At 60.0% G+C, this 15,705-nt stretch carries 14 protein-coding genes, 2 pseudogenes and 1 other annotated feature; of the genes and pseudogenes, 11 read left to right on the top strand and 5 right to left on the bottom strand.

All coding sequences use genetic code 11. The annotated features are described in order from the left end of the window. Nucleotides 1-541: 541 nt before the first annotated feature. Genes J2R80_RS19490 through J2R80_RS43715 form a run of 3 tightly spaced genes read left to right on the top strand, consistent with a single transcriptional unit; the run spans nt 542 to nt 1,736 of the window. Nucleotides 542-901: a hypothetical protein gene (locus tag J2R80_RS19490; protein WP_253639188.1), complete on the top strand. Its 360-nt coding sequence runs from the start codon at nt 542-544 to the stop codon at nt 899-901. Further along, entirely contained in the window at nt 877-1,584 is a 708-nt protein-coding gene (locus J2R80_RS19495) for a reverse transcriptase domain-containing protein (protein WP_309143808.1), read from the top strand. Before J2R80_RS19490 ends, J2R80_RS19495 begins: the two co-directional genes overlap by 25 nt. Beyond that, on the top strand, nt 1,539-1,736 hold the full coding sequence (locus tag J2R80_RS43715; protein WP_375162592.1) for a hypothetical protein: 198 nt from the start codon (nt 1,539-1,541) through the stop codon (nt 1,734-1,736). Before J2R80_RS19495 ends, J2R80_RS43715 begins: the two co-directional genes overlap by 46 nt. Nucleotides 1,737-1,872: 136 nt before the next feature. Here the strand turns inward: J2R80_RS43715 and J2R80_RS19500 are convergent. From J2R80_RS19500 to J2R80_RS19510, 3 genes and pseudogenes are all read right to left on the bottom strand, one after another. Next, nucleotides 1,873-2,499 (bottom strand): annotated as a pseudogene (locus J2R80_RS19500) (IS66 family transposase zinc-finger binding domain-containing protein); the annotation flags it as partial. 32 nt (nt 2,500-2,531) lie between these two features. Beyond that, complete coding sequence (gene tnpB / locus J2R80_RS19505; protein WP_092084175.1) at nt 2,532-2,879, bottom strand: IS66 family insertion sequence element accessory protein TnpB; 348 nt, start codon at nt 2,877-2,879, stop codon at nt 2,532-2,534. Beyond that, nucleotides 2,876-3,277: a transposase gene (locus tag J2R80_RS19510; RefSeq protein ID WP_253639190.1), complete on the bottom strand. Its 402-nt coding sequence runs from the start codon at nt 3,275-3,277 to the stop codon at nt 2,876-2,878. Before J2R80_RS19510 ends, tnpB begins: the two co-directional genes overlap by 4 nt. Before the next feature lie 808 nt (nt 3,278-4,085). Here J2R80_RS19510 and J2R80_RS19515 point away from each other — a divergent pair. Beyond that, nucleotides 4,086-5,201, top strand: a complete 1,116-nt coding sequence (locus J2R80_RS19515; RefSeq protein WP_253639191.1) for a reverse transcriptase domain-containing protein — start codon at nt 4,086-4,088, stop codon at nt 5,199-5,201. Nucleotides 5,202-5,874: 673 nt separating this feature from the next. Beyond that, nucleotides 5,875-6,159: a DUF2169 domain-containing protein gene (locus J2R80_RS19520; RefSeq protein ID WP_253639192.1), complete on the top strand. Its 285-nt coding sequence runs from the start codon at nt 5,875-5,877 to the stop codon at nt 6,157-6,159. Between the two features lies 1 nt (nt 6,160). On the opposite strand, the pseudogene J2R80_RS19525 reads toward J2R80_RS19520, so the two are convergent. Continuing rightward, nucleotides 6,161-7,213 (bottom strand): annotated as a pseudogene (locus J2R80_RS19525) (IS3 family transposase). Next, nucleotides 6,814-6,930: a sequence feature (AL1L pseudoknot), on the bottom strand. Its footprint overlaps the pseudogene before it by 117 nt. A 401-nt stretch (nt 7,214-7,614) precedes the next feature. On the opposite strand from J2R80_RS19525, the gene J2R80_RS19530 reads away from it, so the two are divergent. The 5 genes from J2R80_RS19530 to J2R80_RS19550 all read left to right on the top strand — a co-directional run bounded on the left by J2R80_RS19530 (nt 7,615) and on the right by J2R80_RS19550 (nt 13,064). Next, complete coding sequence (locus J2R80_RS19530; RefSeq protein ID WP_253639193.1) at nt 7,615-8,190, top strand: AMP-binding protein; 576 nt, start codon at nt 7,615-7,617, stop codon at nt 8,188-8,190. A 288-nt stretch (nt 8,191-8,478) separates the two neighbouring features. Continuing rightward, the gene (locus J2R80_RS19535) at nt 8,479-9,531 is read left to right on the top strand and encodes a KamA family radical SAM protein (protein ID WP_375162651.1); all 1,053 of its coding nucleotides are present in this window, start codon (nt 8,479-8,481) and stop codon (nt 9,529-9,531) included. Nucleotides 9,532-9,547: 16 nt separating this feature from the next. Beyond that, on the top strand, nt 9,548-11,155 hold the full coding sequence (locus J2R80_RS19540) for a gamma-glutamyltransferase family protein (RefSeq protein WP_253639195.1): 1,608 nt from the start codon (nt 9,548-9,550) through the stop codon (nt 11,153-11,155). Further along, complete coding sequence (locus tag J2R80_RS19545; protein ID WP_253639196.1) at nt 11,152-12,027, top strand: 7TM domain-containing protein; 876 nt, start codon at nt 11,152-11,154, stop codon at nt 12,025-12,027. The genes J2R80_RS19540 and J2R80_RS19545 overlap by 4 nt, the downstream gene beginning before the upstream one ends. Next, a complete protein-coding gene (locus tag J2R80_RS19550) occupies nt 12,018-13,064 on the top strand; it encodes an ATP-grasp domain-containing protein (RefSeq protein WP_253639197.1) in 1,047 nt (348 codons plus the stop codon). The genes J2R80_RS19545 and J2R80_RS19550 overlap by 10 nt, the downstream gene beginning before the upstream one ends. Before the next feature lie 734 nt (nt 13,065-13,798). Here the strand turns inward: J2R80_RS19550 and J2R80_RS19555 are convergent. Continuing rightward, the gene (locus tag J2R80_RS19555; RefSeq protein WP_253639198.1) at nt 13,799-14,233 is read right to left on the bottom strand and encodes a pyridoxamine 5'-phosphate oxidase family protein; all 435 of its coding nucleotides are present in this window, start codon (nt 14,231-14,233) and stop codon (nt 13,799-13,801) included. Nucleotides 14,234-14,382: 149 nt separating this feature from the next. Between J2R80_RS19555 and J2R80_RS19560 the strand changes: the two genes are divergently transcribed. Continuing rightward, nucleotides 14,383-15,651 (top strand): IS256 family transposase, encoded by a 1,269-nt coding sequence (locus J2R80_RS19560; RefSeq protein WP_253639199.1) that lies wholly within the window; start codon nt 14,383-14,385, stop codon nt 15,649-15,651. The last annotated feature ends 54 nt before the right edge of the window (nt 15,652-15,705 follow it).

The following is a 15,705-nucleotide window of genomic DNA, read 5'->3' on the forward strand; positions in this document are numbered from 1 at the left end:
AGCAGAAAGGAGAGAAACCGAATTTCTGAAGCCTATCGACAAAGACTCCCTTGGGGAGCTCACGAGTCACCGGGCCGTATCAAAAGAGAACGCGCTGTGGCCTCGAAAATGCTCAGAACCGAAAGCCGAGCCCGCAGTTTAGGGGCGAAGGCAGCATGATCCGACGAATGCTAACTGATGCGACGGATCATTTCGGCGGGGTGAAAGCGACAGCACGGTGACAAGGACATGCAAAGCAACTGGAGAAGCCTTCCTCATTCCGGAGAGAAATCGCCGGAAGAAGGTAGGCCGTATAACCGGCGCCCCCGGGAAATCGGCCGAAGATGAGAAGGTGGCGGCCGGGTCCGCAGTAGCGCTGAAGCGGGGTAACACCCGTGGAGCGAAGGGACCCTGCCATTTGTGATGTCTCCAACGTAAGGAAGGCAAGGACGAGATGACAAAGGCGTCCATCGATTTGCAGGACCTGAGGCGGAGGCTATACGTCAAGGCGAAGGCTGAACCGTCTTGGCGTTTCTGGGGTCTATACGTCCACGTGTGTAAGATGGAGACGCTGCGCGCAGCGTATGAGATGGCGAAAGAAAACGACGGCGCTCCGGGAATAGACGGAGTGACGTTCGAAGCCATCGAAGCGCGAGGCGTGGAGTCGCTACTCGAACAATTACGGGACGAACTGATCGGGCGCAGCTATCAGCCACTCCCATCAAGGAAGCGGGAAATACCGAAGGACGGGGGCTCCAAGGTCCGCGTTCTGTCGATTCCGGCTATTCGCGACAGAGTGGTGCAAGGCGCGCTCAAGCTCGTACTCGAACCTGTATTCGAGGCGGATTTCCAACCGGGATCGTTTGGATATCGGCCCAAGCGTAGGCACATGAAGCGATCAAGCGAGTTGCCCAGGCGGTAGCCGAGCGGAAGACGCGGATTCTCGACGTTGATTTGCGCGCCTATTTCGACAACATCCGGCACGATCGGATGCTAGAGAAGGTGGCTCTGCGAATCGACGACAAGGAAATTCTGCATCTGCTGCGGCTGATGCTGAAAGCATCTGGCAAGAAGGGGGTTCCACAGGGCGGGGTAATTTCACCCTTGCTCAGTAATCTCTACCTCAACGAGGTGGATAAGATGCTGGAGCGAGCGCGTGAGGTAACTCGTCGCGGCAAGTACACCAACGTCGAATATGCACGATTCGCTGACGATCTGGTGGTCTTGATCGACGCCCACAAGCGACATGACTGGCTGCTCGGTGCCATAGACAAGCGATTACGGGAAGAGTTCACCAAACTGCAGGTTGAAGTGAATGATGAGAAGAGCCGCATAGTCGACCTGGAACGAGGCGAGAGCTTCGGCTTTCTGGGATTCGACTTCCGCTACCTCCGCAGTCTGCGCGGAGTGATGCGGCCGTATTACACGCCCAAGCTCAAAAAGCGGACGGCGCTTCTGCGGGGGCTCAAGGAAGTGTTTCGCCGCCACCGGTCGCAACCGATTGGCCGGGTGATAAGCCTGATCAATCCAAGCTCCGAGGGTGGGCAAACTACTTCGCGATGGGCGATTCCGGTGAATGTTTCGCCTACATCAGAAAGTGGGTAGAGAACAAGGTCAGACGCCATCTGGCGAAGGCTCGGAAACGAAAAGGCTTCGGCTGGAAGCAGTGGAGTAGATCGTGGCTGTACGACACCTTGAAGCTGTTCAATGGCTACCGGGCGAGTACTGGCAAGGCGAAAGCCGCTCCAGCACGATAGGTCAAATAAGCCTTGGTGCGAAGCAAATGGGAGCGCGTAGTGCGGGAAAACCGCATGCTGCGTGCGATGTGGCGGGGGCTGCAAACGTGCGCGATCGAAAATTTGGTCGAGCGGCGCGCCAGTCCTCGACCCTACTGTCGAACAGGATCGTCGCCAGCAATTGTGGGCCGATGAAACCACGCGACGTGGCATGGAACGGCGCGGGGGGCTGGCTAATCTTCCCGCAATCGCGGCAGGTAAACTTCTCCCGTACCGTCTCGATCAGCTTGAAGCGCCGCGGGATCTCCTCCAGCGTCTCGGTTACATCCTCGCCCAGCTTCGCTAAACGCGATCCGCCGCAGCAGGCACAGCTCTTCGGGGCCTCGATAACGACGCGCTCGCGTTCGATGTCGTCCGGCCACGGCTTGCGCACCGGCCGCTTGCGCATGAAGGGGCGGACGTTCTGGGTCTTCGCCGCTGCGGCCTGCGCGGCAAGCTCATCCTCGCTCGCTGTGGTGACGAGCTCTTCCAGCTCCAGCTGCTCGAGCAGCCGTGCCGTGCGTTCGGAGCGTTGCCCGTACAGTTCGCGTTTCAGCTTCTCGATGCGCAACTCGAGATGCGCGATCAGCGCCTCGGTATCCGACAGTTGCGCCTGCGCATTCGCGGCTTGCGCCTGCCAGTTGGCAGCCACCGCCTCAGCTCGCAGCCGTGCCTCACGCTCGGCCTGCAGCGCCGCCAGGGCACTGACGAGGTCCGATGGAAGATCGTCCGGCTTCGATATCATGAAGAAGCAGCAGATTCAAACCGTAAAAGCGGCTATCCGACCCGCGTCGGCCGATGGGTTTCTTGAGGGTTACGCCAATCGATCCCGGACAGCAGATAGCTCAACTGCGCCGGCGAGATCGTTACCGATTCTCCGGTAACCGATGGCCAGATGAACTTTCCTCTCTCGAGTCTTTTTGTGAACAGGCAGGCTCCCTGGCCATCGTGCCAGATCGCCTTCACAAGATCGCTGCGGCGACCGCGGAAGACGAACAGATGACCGCTGAGCGGGTCTTTGTGCAGCACCTCCTGCACTTGGAGTGCCAGCGACGGAAAGCCCCTGCGCATATCCGTGTAGCCTGTCGCGAGCCACACTCGCACATTCCCCGGTATCGCAATCATCGGCGTCCAAGCACATCGAGGATCCGCGCCAACGCCTCCGGATCGACGTGCGCATCCACCCGGATGCACCGTCGGTTGCCGAGATCGATCTCTATCAATCCGGTACGCGCGGCTGCCACGGAGCGAACTCGGCCATCAACCGTAGGCAAAAGCTTCGGAGTTTCCTCAGCCGATGCCGCTACGGCGGAGATCTGCACCGGCGTAAAAGATGGTACAACTTGTTCCGATGTCCGTGCTTGTCGACGCCAGGTAAACACCAGGCTGGCCGCTACTCCGTTGCGACGCGCAACTTCAGTCACCTTCGCGCCCGGTGCCAATGTCTCCTCGACAATCCGTGCCTTGTCGTCCTGCGACCAGCGCCGCCGCCGCTCCAACCCGCCCAAAACCTCGACCCGCATCGCCTGATGACCTTAAAGCTAGACTTAAGGCCACAGGCTTCGCGAATTGCCACCCGTCACGCAAGACGGCCCCCGTCGGATGCGTAGTGCGCCAGTGAAACTGGCGAAGGATAGTCGATGAAAGTTCGATACAGGAAAGGAGTAGCGACCCACCCTGACCCCGAGTCATGCGGAGGCGTCCGTGAGGGCGACTTCGAAGCGTTGACAGGGGAAACCGCAGGCCAGCCATTGAGCCGCGAAATCGAAAGTCTGGAGCGCCGACGCAGTTATGCAATGCGGAAGGCAACACGTTGGACGGCGTCTATCGCAAGCCACCCAACGGCTCCACGCGGTCGGAGACCCTGAGCATGCGGGGAAATCCTTCGCACAGGAACTGGGAGATCTCGTCGTCGCCCGAGGGGGAACAATCTTCGGGCAGGCTGGGGAAGGCTGAATGCCGTAAGCCCAGCACCACCGTCGACGAGAAGTCGGATGTCTGCACAGTACCAATGAACGATCTGAACAAGAGCGACGGGTCCACACCGATGCTCGCGGAAGGTCCGGAGGGAAGGCGGGCAGCCAAGGGCAATAGCAAACATCCTCCCGTGCCCCGGACACAGAGCCGGACCAGCGCGTCGACGAGGTTGGATGTTGTACGTGAACTGGCAAGACGGAATAGGAAGACACGGTTCACAGCGCTGATGCACCATGTGACGCGCGAGCTGCTAACGGAAAGCTTCAGGGGACTGAAGCACTCCGCTGCATCCGGCGTCGACGGAGTGACATGGCGTGACTACGAGGAAGGACTCGACGAGCGAATCGAAGTGCTTTGGGACGCGGTCCAGTCAGGCCGCTATCGGGCACTCCCGTCTCGCCGAGTGTATATCCCAAGATAAATGGCAAACTGAGACCGCTCGGAATCGCAGCGCTGGAAGATAAAATCGTCCAGCACGCGGTGACGACGGTCTTGAATGCGATTTACGAGGTGGGCTTTCTCGGCTTTTCCTATGGATTCCGGGAGGGGCGGAGCCAGCACCAAGCGCTGGACGCACTGTGGATCGGCATTCATCAGAAAAGAGTGAACTGGGTGCTCGACGCTGACATCCGTTCGTTCTTCGATACGATCGATCACGGGTGGATGATGCAGTTCCTCGAGCACAGGATCGCAGACCGCCGACTCTTACGACTGATACGCAAGTGGTTAACCGCTGGCGTTGTCGAAGGTGGATTGAAGTCCGTAGCACGAGTAGGTACTCCGCAAGGAGCAGTGATCTCACCGCTTCTTGCTAACATTTACTTGCACTACGTCTTCGACCTCTGGACTCATCAGTGGCGAAGTAAGTCGGCAAAAGGGGATGTCATCGTCGTCCGCTATGCGGACGACAGTGTCATGGGCTTCGAAACAAAGTCCGAGGCCCTGCACTTTCTCGACGCACTGCGTGAGCGGATGGCGAAGTTCGGTCTGTCGCTGAATGAGGAGAAGACGCGCGTATTGGAATTTGGACGGTACGCGGCCGAGCGCCGCGCACGCCGGGGGCAACGCCGCCCGGAAACGTTCGACTTCCTCGGGTTCACGCACATCTGCGCGGTGACCCGGATAAACCCGCACTTCACAATCCGGCGCGTGACCATCGCCTCTCGCTTGCGGGCGACGCTGAGTGCGATAAGACACGACCTGATGAAACGCCGCCATGCGCCTATCGGTGAGACCGGCGTTTGGCTCCGTCGCGTGATGCAGGGATACCTGAACTACCACGCGATCCCGGGGAACCTGAAGCGGCTCGGCATGTTCCGCGCCGAGGTCTGCCGGGCCTGGCTGCACTCGCTTCGTCGACGCAGCCAGAGCTCTCGCATGACCTGGGAAAGGTTCCGACGATTCATTGGGCGATACATCCCGAAAGTCCGCGCATGTCATCCGCATCCCAACCCAAGGTATACGTCATGACCCAAGGCAGGAGCCGTATGCGGTAGTTCCGCACGTACGGATCTGGGCGGGGGGCACGGAGAAATCCGTGTCCCTACCGCGACCCCCAATTGTAACTCTGACTCCCCAGTAGTGCGGGCGAGATAGATCAACCAGGCGGTTAACAGATGTTCTGCACGATCACTGGGAGATAGCTCCGCCAACGCATGCGGCATGAGCCAAGCGCTCGACTGATATGTCGCCGGAGCCTTGCCTTCTAACGACCGAAAACGGAAGATGAACTATCTTGAACTGCTCTAGTCGCTGTCGCCAGAACTCTTCACGAAATGCCAATAACTCATGGGCAACTGTTGTGCTCCGCGCCCAGCTTCGCTTAAGGGCGGTAGGCAGTTGCCTATATCCATGCCGGAATTCCTCGCGAGTGCCCGCGCATCCACAGGCCGACCGCGGGAACGACCGTTTACGCAACGCGGAGCTAAACGGCTGCCTACCAAATTTGGTATGGGACATGAAGAGCGTTTGCATCGTGGGACCGACAGTCTGTCACGCTCGAGAGATATTGGTAGGGACGAAAACGTCTTGGCAGGCTTAACGCCTTGGCAGGCTTCATGCCCCTTCTTGTAAAGCCCCGCACACTGGGTCTGTTGACCAAACGCGAGCGTCTCCTACGAGCCTCATCATTTCGGTCTTCGCGATGTTCGACCTCGCCAACCCGCGCGCAGATCGTTTGCAAGGCGAGCAGGAACTTTGGGTCATGGCCGCGAAGGAGCTTCCGCCCGGCAACCCTCTCGACGTCGGCATGCCCAAGCCGCAAGCCGAAGTGCTCATCGGCGGACACGCGGCAGCACCTGAGGGACGGCCAACCGAGCGCATAGTGTTAGGCTTTGCGCTCGGAGCGATCCAGAAGCACCTTCTGGTGACCGGCGACCGCTATTGGCAGATGAACCGCCCCGGGTTTGCCGGAGGCCAATTGGTTTAAGTTATGCGGCCATGGCCGATTGTTCCAGCATGGCGTAGTAGCGTTGCTCGGCTTCGGCCGGCGGAATGTTGCCGATGGGCTCCAGGAGCCTACGGTTGTTGTGTCACCCATTCCAAGGTCGCGAACTCGACGGCTTCGAAGCTGCGCCGTGGCCCACGCCGATGGATCGCCTCGGCCTTGTAGAGACTGTTGATGGTTTCGGCGAGAGCATTGTCATAGGAATCTCCGACACTGCCGACAGACGGCTCAACGCCAGCTTCAGCCAAGCGCTCGGTGTACTTAATGGATACGTATTGACTCGAGCCCGCCGCGATGGACCGGCCGTCGATCATGCAGTGCCTGCTCCAGCGCATCGAGCACGAAGCCCGCATGCGCCGTGCGCGAGGCCCGCCAGCCCACTATCCTGCGGGCATAGGCGTCGATGACGAAGGTGACGTAGACAAAGCCGGTCCAGGTCGCGACATAGGTGAAGTCGGAGAGCCAAAGCACGTTCGGTCGGTCGTGGCGCCTTGAACTGGCGGTTGACGTGATCCAGCGAGCATGGTGCGGCCTTGTCGCTGATCGTGGTCTTGACGGGTCTGCCGCGGATCACCCCTTGCAAGCCTATATCCCGCATCATTCGCGACACTTGGCCACATGGGCGTGGTGGGTCGAGGGGGCGATCGGCAAGACCTTGCAGATCGGCTCGACCCCATGCGTCCCACGGTGATCGTCGATGAAGGCGATCATGGCTTGGACCGGCGGTCGAGCTCCGCCATCGCAAAATAGGCGCTCGCCTTGCGCAGGATCTCGTTGCCTGCCGAAGCTCACGGTTCTCCTGCTCCAGGGCCTTCAGCTTCTCGGCCATCTCAGTTGGAACGCCAGCCCGCTGCCCGCTGTCGACTTCGGCCCTCTTGACCCAGTCATGCAGCGTCTGCGGCGTGCAGCCGATCTTGGCCGCAATCGAGGTCACCGCCGCCCAGCGTGAAGGGTGCTCGCCGGCGTGATCCAGTACCATCCGAACCGCACGGTCGCGGACCTCAGGCGAAAACTTGTTCGTCGTCTTGCTTGTCATGGCTCCATCCTCTCAGGAGTTGGAGCCTCCGGCAAACCCGGGGCGGTTCAGTACTATGGTCGAGTGGTTATAGCGCGGAGGCTCACTCGCGCATTCTGGCTCGCCATATTCACCTTTGGGCGCAAATGACGAGGCGTTCATACCGGAGCCCTATCTAGTCAGGATTGATCGGCAATGACCTAACATGACCGCGTTCGGTTGAAGACGGTTATGTTCGGGGTCAGACAATGAACACGCCAGGCGCCGCGCCCGGCTGACGCAAAAGCACATTAACCCCTCCTTTGGCCAAGTTGGCACGTCTGATGCTGAGAGCTGGTGAGGTTCAGTTCACCGAGAGTCGGGCCGGCGGGCAGTTCGGACTCCCAACAAATTTCTAATCTAAGGGCCGCACAAGGTGATGAATGGCGGGACGCGTATGGCTACGGAAACTCGATCCGGCAAGAATCGGTTTGGGGAATGTCAGCCGATCGACGCGATCATGGCGATCGATCGCCTTGCAAGATCGGATCCAGAGAGGGTTGCGGGTCGGCGCGGACGAACTCACCTACAAGGCGCTGCGATCAAGATCGGATGCCCTCGCAAGGACGTTGCGAGAGCATGGCGCTCAGGGCGAGGTCGTCGGCTATTGGGTGAGCGGGACCTCGACTGGGCGGGCGGTCGTCGCAATTTTGAAGCCGGCATCGACGTACTTGCCGCTCGATCCATCGTTACCGGCCTCGCGTGCATCATTCATGATCGAGCAGAGCCGCTGCGCTCTGATTATTGGCCCACACCAGCTGGATTTGCTCGGCCTGTTCCAGGCGAATGGCAAAGGCGCCACGCAATTCATGCCGATGGAGGCGGCGTTACGACACAGGGCCAGACTTCGTCTGTCGTGCCATCATCGAACGAGGACGGACTCGCGTACATTCTGTTTACGTCTGGCTCGACGGGCCAGCCTAAGGGCGCGCAATGATCGACCGCGCGGCCCTAAATAATCATCTGGTGGAAAAGATTAATGCCCTGGCCCTCACTCGGACGGATTGCATCGCGCAGACGGCGTCGCACTGCTTCGACATCTCGTTGTGGCAGCTTCTGGCAGGGCTGTGCGTCGGAGAGAGTTTTCATCGTTTATGCGTCCGGCGGCATGCAGCGTCAGCCGGGGACGCGCCTTCATCACACAATTAACAGGGAGTGCATTCATGCTGACAACCTCGGCGGCGCCTGGCGTTTGCCTGCCTCAATTATCACCGACAGGATCGGACGTGCGGCCGTACGCCGCCGTCATGAACTTCATCGAAGGCGCGCGCATCGTTACCGAGGATGAGCTGCAGGCCAACGACATCACGCATTACCACGTCACGAACTTCTATCGCGAGCAGATTTCGGCCAGTGGCTACTACGACCAGCTCAAGCACATCGTGGAGCCCTCGCTCGCGGAGTTCGACAGTCGCGGCAGACTTGATACCAGCGGCGAGCACGATAACACGGTCGTGCCCGGCCTCCAGCACAAGTATTCCCAGACCGGGTTGCTGCTGGTAACAGACCGTTGCGCTTCATATTGCCGCTACTGCTTCCGCAAGCGCATCGTCGGCAAGGATTCCGATGAAATCGCCCCCGATCTTGCCTGCGTGGCGCAATACATAGGCGCACATCCAGAGATGACGAACGTGCTGCTGTCGGGAGGTGATCCATTTGTGCTCAGCACCAGCAAGCTCGACAAGATTGCCGATCACCTGCTGCCAATCCCCCATCTGACTTCGATCCGCTTCGGAACAAAAACGGTCGCCTTTGCGCCCAGGCGTTTCGAGGATCCGGCTCTGGCCGTTCTATTCCAGCGGATCCAAGACGCGGGCAAAACCGCAGTGATCGTCGCACATTTCGATCACATCGGCGAAATCTCGGTCGATGCAGAGCGCAACATCCGCTCCCTGCGCGCGCTAGGCGTGCAGTTTCTCAACCAATCCGTGCTCCTCTCAAGAGTCAACGATGATCCCGACGTCCTGGCGGCGACATTCGCCAAATGTCACGAAATGGGTGTCCGCCCCTATTATCTTTTTCAGGGCAGGCCGGTGAAGGGCGCATCGCATTTTCAAGTTTCATTGCGCCGCGGGATCGAGATCGCGCGCGGCATCAACCAACGTCTCAGCGGCATCCAGAAGACATTCAAATACATTATGTCCCACTACACCGGGAAGATCGAGATCCTCGACCTCGGAGCCGATGGCCGCGTGTACATGCGATATCATCAGAACAAGACTCCCGCAAAAATCGGAAAGATCTTTTCCCGGCCGCACGTCGGAGGCGCCTGCTGGTTGGACGATCTGCCTGAAGCATGAGATTGAAAGGCCCGCGATGCTGATCATCAACCCAGAGCGCGTGGAACTCGAAAATGCTGCCGTTCCGATGCGGCAACGCGACGGGGCGGTGGTGACGGCTTTCCCCCTCGCTACCAAAGCGGGATCGGAAATCCTGCGTGCCGGGGGCAATGCGATCGACGCGGCGGTGGCTGCGGCATGGACGCTGTGCGTCTGCGAACCGAGCGCGTCGGGTCTCGGCGGGCAAACCGTGTTGCTCGTCCGGTTTGCGGACGGTCGAACGCAATTTATCGACGGACATTCCCGGGCGCCCGCGGCCGCTTCGCTCGGTACGATCGAGGTGAATGAGCAGCGGCGCGGGTACCGCTCCTGCACGGTTCCATCGACTCCCGTGACGCTGGACTGGACACATCGCAAATACGGTGTGCTCAGCCGCGAAAGGGTGATGGCGTCAGCTATCCGCATCGCCGAAGAAGGCTATGCGATCACGCCGCTGCAGCAGCGACACACCCGGTGGGTAGCCGATTATCTGCGCGCGTCCCCGGCCGGCGAGCTGTTCCTGCACGAGGGCCTGCCGCCAGACATCGGTCGCACCTTTCGACAACCGAAGCTTGCCGCCACACTACGCCGGCTTGCGGATCTCGGCATCGAAGACTTCTATTGCGGCCAAATCGCCCGGCAGATCGCAGCTGACATGCGCGCCTGTGGAGGTCTCATAACTGAAGCAGATCTGGCAAGCTGCAGTGCGCCCGCGCAGGCAGACGCGGTTTCGGCGCTTTACGGAGGACATCGGATTGTCAGTGCCCCGCCGCCTGGCGGTGGGATGCAACTCCTGCTGGCATTTAATGTCCTCGCACAGACGCGAGCGCCAGGAGTCGCCTCCTCCGATGATGATTGGCGCGCTGCGATCGCGCTCGCCTCATCTGCCGTGTTTCGTGAGCGGGAGCTCAGCCCTTTGGCGCCAGATGACCTCACTCCGCATCTGCGCGACTTGCGGTTGGGCGAAAAGTATGCGCGGCGGGTCGCCGACACCGTCCTGAATTCACGAACCGGCACGCAGCTCGATAGCCCCGAAGAGCCGGGCGATACTACCCACCTATCGGTCTGCGATAGGGACGGGACCGTCGTGATGCTGACGCAATCCATTCAGTCGCTCTTCGGCGCCAAAGTGGCGCATCGTGAACTGGGATTCTTATACAACAATTATCTCTGCACGTGTCCCCGGCTGTCTCACCCCTATGGACTCGGGCCACGTTGTCGACCGCGCTCGAACATGGCCCCGACTCTGGTGTTGCAGGGCTCAACCGGCCTGCCCCTTCTCGCATTGGGCGCCGCCGGCAGTCGCCGGATTGTTTCGGCAATTCTTCAGGTCGTAAGTGGCGTGATCGACCGAGGCTTGGACATCGCCGAGGCCGTGGCGGCGCCTCGCGTCCACGGGCTGGTCGGTCGCAAGGTCTGGATCGAGCGACCGGCGGCCAGTGAGTCTTTGTTGGCAAAATTGCGTGCGCGCGGCCGCATGCCGATCGTCAAGTCACGGCACAGTTTTGCGATGGGCTCAGTCAATGCGCTGCAATTTGCTGCCGACGGCTGCGTGAAAGGCGCGGCCGATCCCCGGCGTGATGGCCTTGCGGAGGTGCTCTCTTGAACGGAACATGCAAGAACGACGATGCGCAAGCGGCCGCCGCGCTCAAGACAGACTGGTTGCTCGTCGGGCTCTTTGCCCTGCCGCTCGGGATCGCGCTCAGCAAGCTTCCGATGCTGCCGACCTCGTCCATTTGTTCGAGTTTTTTCTCCCTTACCGAGTTGCCTGCCCAGTTCTACAAGTCCGCGGAGAGCGTGCTGTTTGTTTCCCTGGGCGCCGTCGTGGTCGTGCTCTTTCGCCTCACGCTTGGCGTCAAGGTGCTGGGCCTCTTTCGGCCAATCTTGACGGCGATAGGCTTCGACATCATCGGCATCCCGATCGGCCTCGCATTCCTGCTCTTGGTGCTCCTTGTTACCGTGGCTTTGCTGCCACTGCTCAAGACGGACCACAGTTACGCGCGAATAGCCGTGCTGTTGAGTGTGGCGGCAGCGCTGCTGGACGCGCCTTTGCTGGCGGGGAATTGGTGGGATATTGCCTGGCTTCGCGAGATAGCGCTTTTCCCCGTGATCGCGCTGTGTTTGACCTGCGAGAGCTTCGCAAAAGTGCTTGGCGAGGACGGAGTCTACGAAGCGGTCTGGCGTACGTTTACCACGGTATTGGCAGCCCTCACCATCGTAACTGTAATGAGCCTGCCGGGTGCGCTGGGCATCTATCTGCGCTTCCCGGAACTGCTGCTGGTGCAGGCCGGCTGCATTTTGCTGATCAACGAGTATCTCGATTTCCGCCTCTTGGAGGGAGCAAACCCGCTTGCCGCTTGGCGGCGCGGCCAGTTGAGCGCGGTTCGTCCAGCGGAGCTGCTTCCCCTTCATCAAGCGGATCCAACCGAACGACTTGACAGCGGACAAACACAAGGGAGGAAGCAGTCATGCGGGTAGCCGTGGTGTGGAACAATGATCATACGGGCGTGATCAACCGGTTCGGCCAGCTTTGTCCGGAGAAATACGGCCGCAGAACGGTCGAATATGTGATGGCGGCACTGCGAGAAGGCGGACACGAGACGTTGCTGTGCGAAGGCGACAAGGGACTGCTTACTACTCTTGAGCGGTTCATGCCGGCCGATCCCCACGGCCGGCCCTCCGGCATCGTCTTCAACATGGCGTATGGAATTCAGGGCGAGTGCCGCTACACGCACGTTCCCGCCATGCTCGAATTGGCCGGCATTCCCTACACCGGCTCGAGCCCGCTCGGGCACGGTCTGGCGCTCGATAAGGTCATCACCAAACGGCTGATCCGCGATCGCGGGGTGCCGACTCCGAACTTTCGCGTGATGCGTCACGGGACCGAGAGTACCGGCGACCTCAGATTTCCGGTCGTGGTGAAGCCGGTTCACGAATCCACGAGTTTCGGATTGCAGCTCGTATATGAACCGGTTCGATTGAGGGAGGCCGTCGAACAGATCGTCACGGAATATGCGCAGGATGCGCTCGTGGAAGAATACGTTGAAGGTCGGGAAATCTGTGTCGCACTGCTCGGAAATGGGGAGCCTGAGACCTTGCCTTTGGTGGAGCAAGATTTTGGGGAGCGCGAAACCCGCCTTATCACCTGGGAAGACAAGATGCACATGGGAGCCGCGGAGCCACAGAAGATTTGCCCGGCTCAAATTGGGAGCAGCCTCGCGAAGCTCCTGCGGGATATTTCGGTTGCGACCTTCCGTGCCTGCCAATGCCGAGATTACGCCCGCGTCGACATCCGGATTGATCACTCGGGACGGCCCTTTGTCCTGGAGATCAACTCCATGGCGGCACTCGGCATGAGCGCCTCGTACATCCTGGCCGCGAAGACCGCCGGATACAGCTTCCCGGGCCTGGTCAATCGCATCTTGGATGTGGCCCACACGCGCTATTTCGGAATCGGCATCTCTGAGGCCGAACAAGCGGCGAGTCGTGACCGGATTTATTCTGCCGTTGGATAGTGGACCGCTGGGCTGTCGTTCCGGCAACTGACTGGACCACGTCTCCTGGCTTCGACAAAGCCGACCAAGCGCTCCGACCTGTTTTGCGCCTCGCTTTGATATTGAGGTCACGCAATACAGAGGTTTCGTTCTGGCTCTCGGCCGAAGCGGTGGTTCAGTCAGACGTCCGATTTGCGCGGCCAGAACCTGCCCACACTCAATCTAACCAGTCCGGCGAACGCTCGCGCCTAGCGCGCCAGCCGCAACCATCCGAAGTACGATGTCGTAGAGGATCGTAGGCTGGCCTGGAAACTCGTACGATTGGTAGCGGGGGAGCGTTTCAATCAAAGCCCCCCGGCAAATCGCTGCCGTTTTCGGCATTCGCGACCAAGATTGCTTAGGACGCGTAGAGCTAGCTCCACGTACTTTCGGAACGGCCCACCTAGGCCTTGTTACCGTTCTTTGGCTGCGGCCTAGAGCGGTCGCGCCATTCTTCTTTCGCGAGCAAATTCAGGAAATCCGCCAGTGCTCGCTCACCCGCATACTCTGCTGCCATCCTTGACCGAAATCCATCAGCCGTGATCCTGACTCCCATGGGCTTGCTATGGCGGCAAATTTCCCACGACCAGCGACTTGGTCGCTTATTCGTTTCAAAGGTCGCGATGTAGTAGTCTGAGGACACATGGATTAATCCGACACTATAACCGTCCGCCTGGAATACACGTCATAATCGTCAGCGCCGATCAACCCTACGTTCAGCACGGAATGAGAACAGTATGGCCAAATCCCGTGGAGTAGTCGAGCAGTGAGATCACAGTTGGCGTTAGCCGAAAAATGCGAACATCTGAGGGCGTCGGCAGCCGACCCAGCATGGAGTTCTGTTCTGGATACCTCTCGAATAGCAGGCGCAGCGCTTTTTCGCCCTCGGCGGGATCATCCACAACCTCGGCCCGCGCCGCAATTGACAGCCCGGTGATTTCCATCACCTGCGGGGTGTCATCGTCGATCGCGAGCGACACGCGGTTGTCTCGGGTCAGATTGTTTGATTTCTGACTGTCTTTCCCGCATAGGAAATAGATCGCAAAGCCGTCGTTGGCGTAGCCCACTGTAGTTACTTGGGGCCAGCCGCAGCGCATGATGCGATGCTGATCGAGCAATGCCTGTATCTTGCACCTAGATAAATCGTCCATGGGTCCACCTTCACGCTCGCCCGCAGTGTTGAACACAATAGCGAAGGTGGGCGAGCTATGACGGAAACTGGGTGATGACGGCCTGAGATAGGCGGCGTATCGAGGCGGGTGTCGAGCCTGCCAGAACCTCTCAAGGAGAGCGATACGCCATGAACGAGACTAGCAATATTGTTGCACTTCGTCAGCCCGATGAGATCGACGATCCACTGACCGATATTCTGCGCGCTGGTGCGCGGCAGCTTCTGGCGCAGGCGGTCGAGGTCGAAGTCGAGACCTTTCTTGCCACCGTGAAGGACTTGAAGCTTGCCGACGGGCGCGCCCGTGTGGTGCGGCATGGTTACAGGCCGGCGCGGAGCATCCAGACCGGGGTCGGCCCGGTCGAGGTCGCGCGGGCGAAGATTCGCGACCGCGGGACGTCCAGCGATGGCGAACGGATCCGGTTCAGCTCGGCGATCCTGCCGCTATGGGCACGGCGGACCAGAAGTCTGGATGCGCTGTTGCCGGTGCTCTATCTGCGCGGCATCTCGACCGGCGATTTCCAGGAGGCGCTGACGGCCTTGCTGGGCAAGGACGCGCCGAACCTGTCGCCCGCGGTGATTTCCCGGCTGACGGCCGAGTGGCAGGGCGAGTACGAGCGCTGGCAGAGGCGCGACTTGTCGGCGCGACGATACGTGTATGTGTGGGCCGATGGCGTCTTCCTGCAGGCCCGCATGGAAGATCACAGCGAATGCATGCTGGTGCTGATCGGCGCGACGCCGGAAGGCAAGAAGGAACTGATCGGCTTTCAGGTTGGCGTGCGGGAAAGCGCACAAAGCTGGCGCGAACTCCTGATCGACCTGCGGCAACGCGGGTTACGGATTGCCCCGCAACTCGCCATCGGCGACGGCGCCCTCGGCTTCTGGAAGGCACTGGACGAGGCCTTTCCCGGCACGCGGCACCAACGATGCTGGTGCCATAAAGTGAGCAACGTACTCGACAAAGTCGCCAAATCCGTGCAGGGCCCCATGAAGAACGACCTGCGGAACATCTATCTGGCCCCACACCGGGCCGAAGCTGAAACCGCGATCGACGTCTTCGTCGAGAAAAACCACGTCAAATACGAACGTGCGGTGGAGTGCCTGATCAAGGATCGCCACGCGCTGCTCGCCTTCTTCGACTTCCCCGCTGAGCACTGGATCCACCTAGGCAGCTCGAACCCGATCGAGAGCGTCTTCGCCACGGTGCGCCACCGAACGGTGCGGACCAAGGGATCGCTGTCGCAACAAACCGCGAAGCTGATGGTGTTCAAGCTCATCGACGCCGCGTCGAAGACCTGGCGGCGATTGAAGAGCACGAACCAGTTGCCGAAAGTCATCGCAGGTGTAAAGTTCATCGACGGAATCGACGTCATTCCGAACACTGAAAGCCACGCCGCCTGATCAGGCCGCGTCACCCAAAATCAGCCATAGCTCGTGTTTCGTATCGTGATTCTC

Source organism: Bradyrhizobium sp. USDA 4541, from assembly GCF_024171085.1.
Lineage (GTDB): Bacteria > Pseudomonadota > Alphaproteobacteria > Rhizobiales > Xanthobacteraceae > Bradyrhizobium > Bradyrhizobium australafricanum.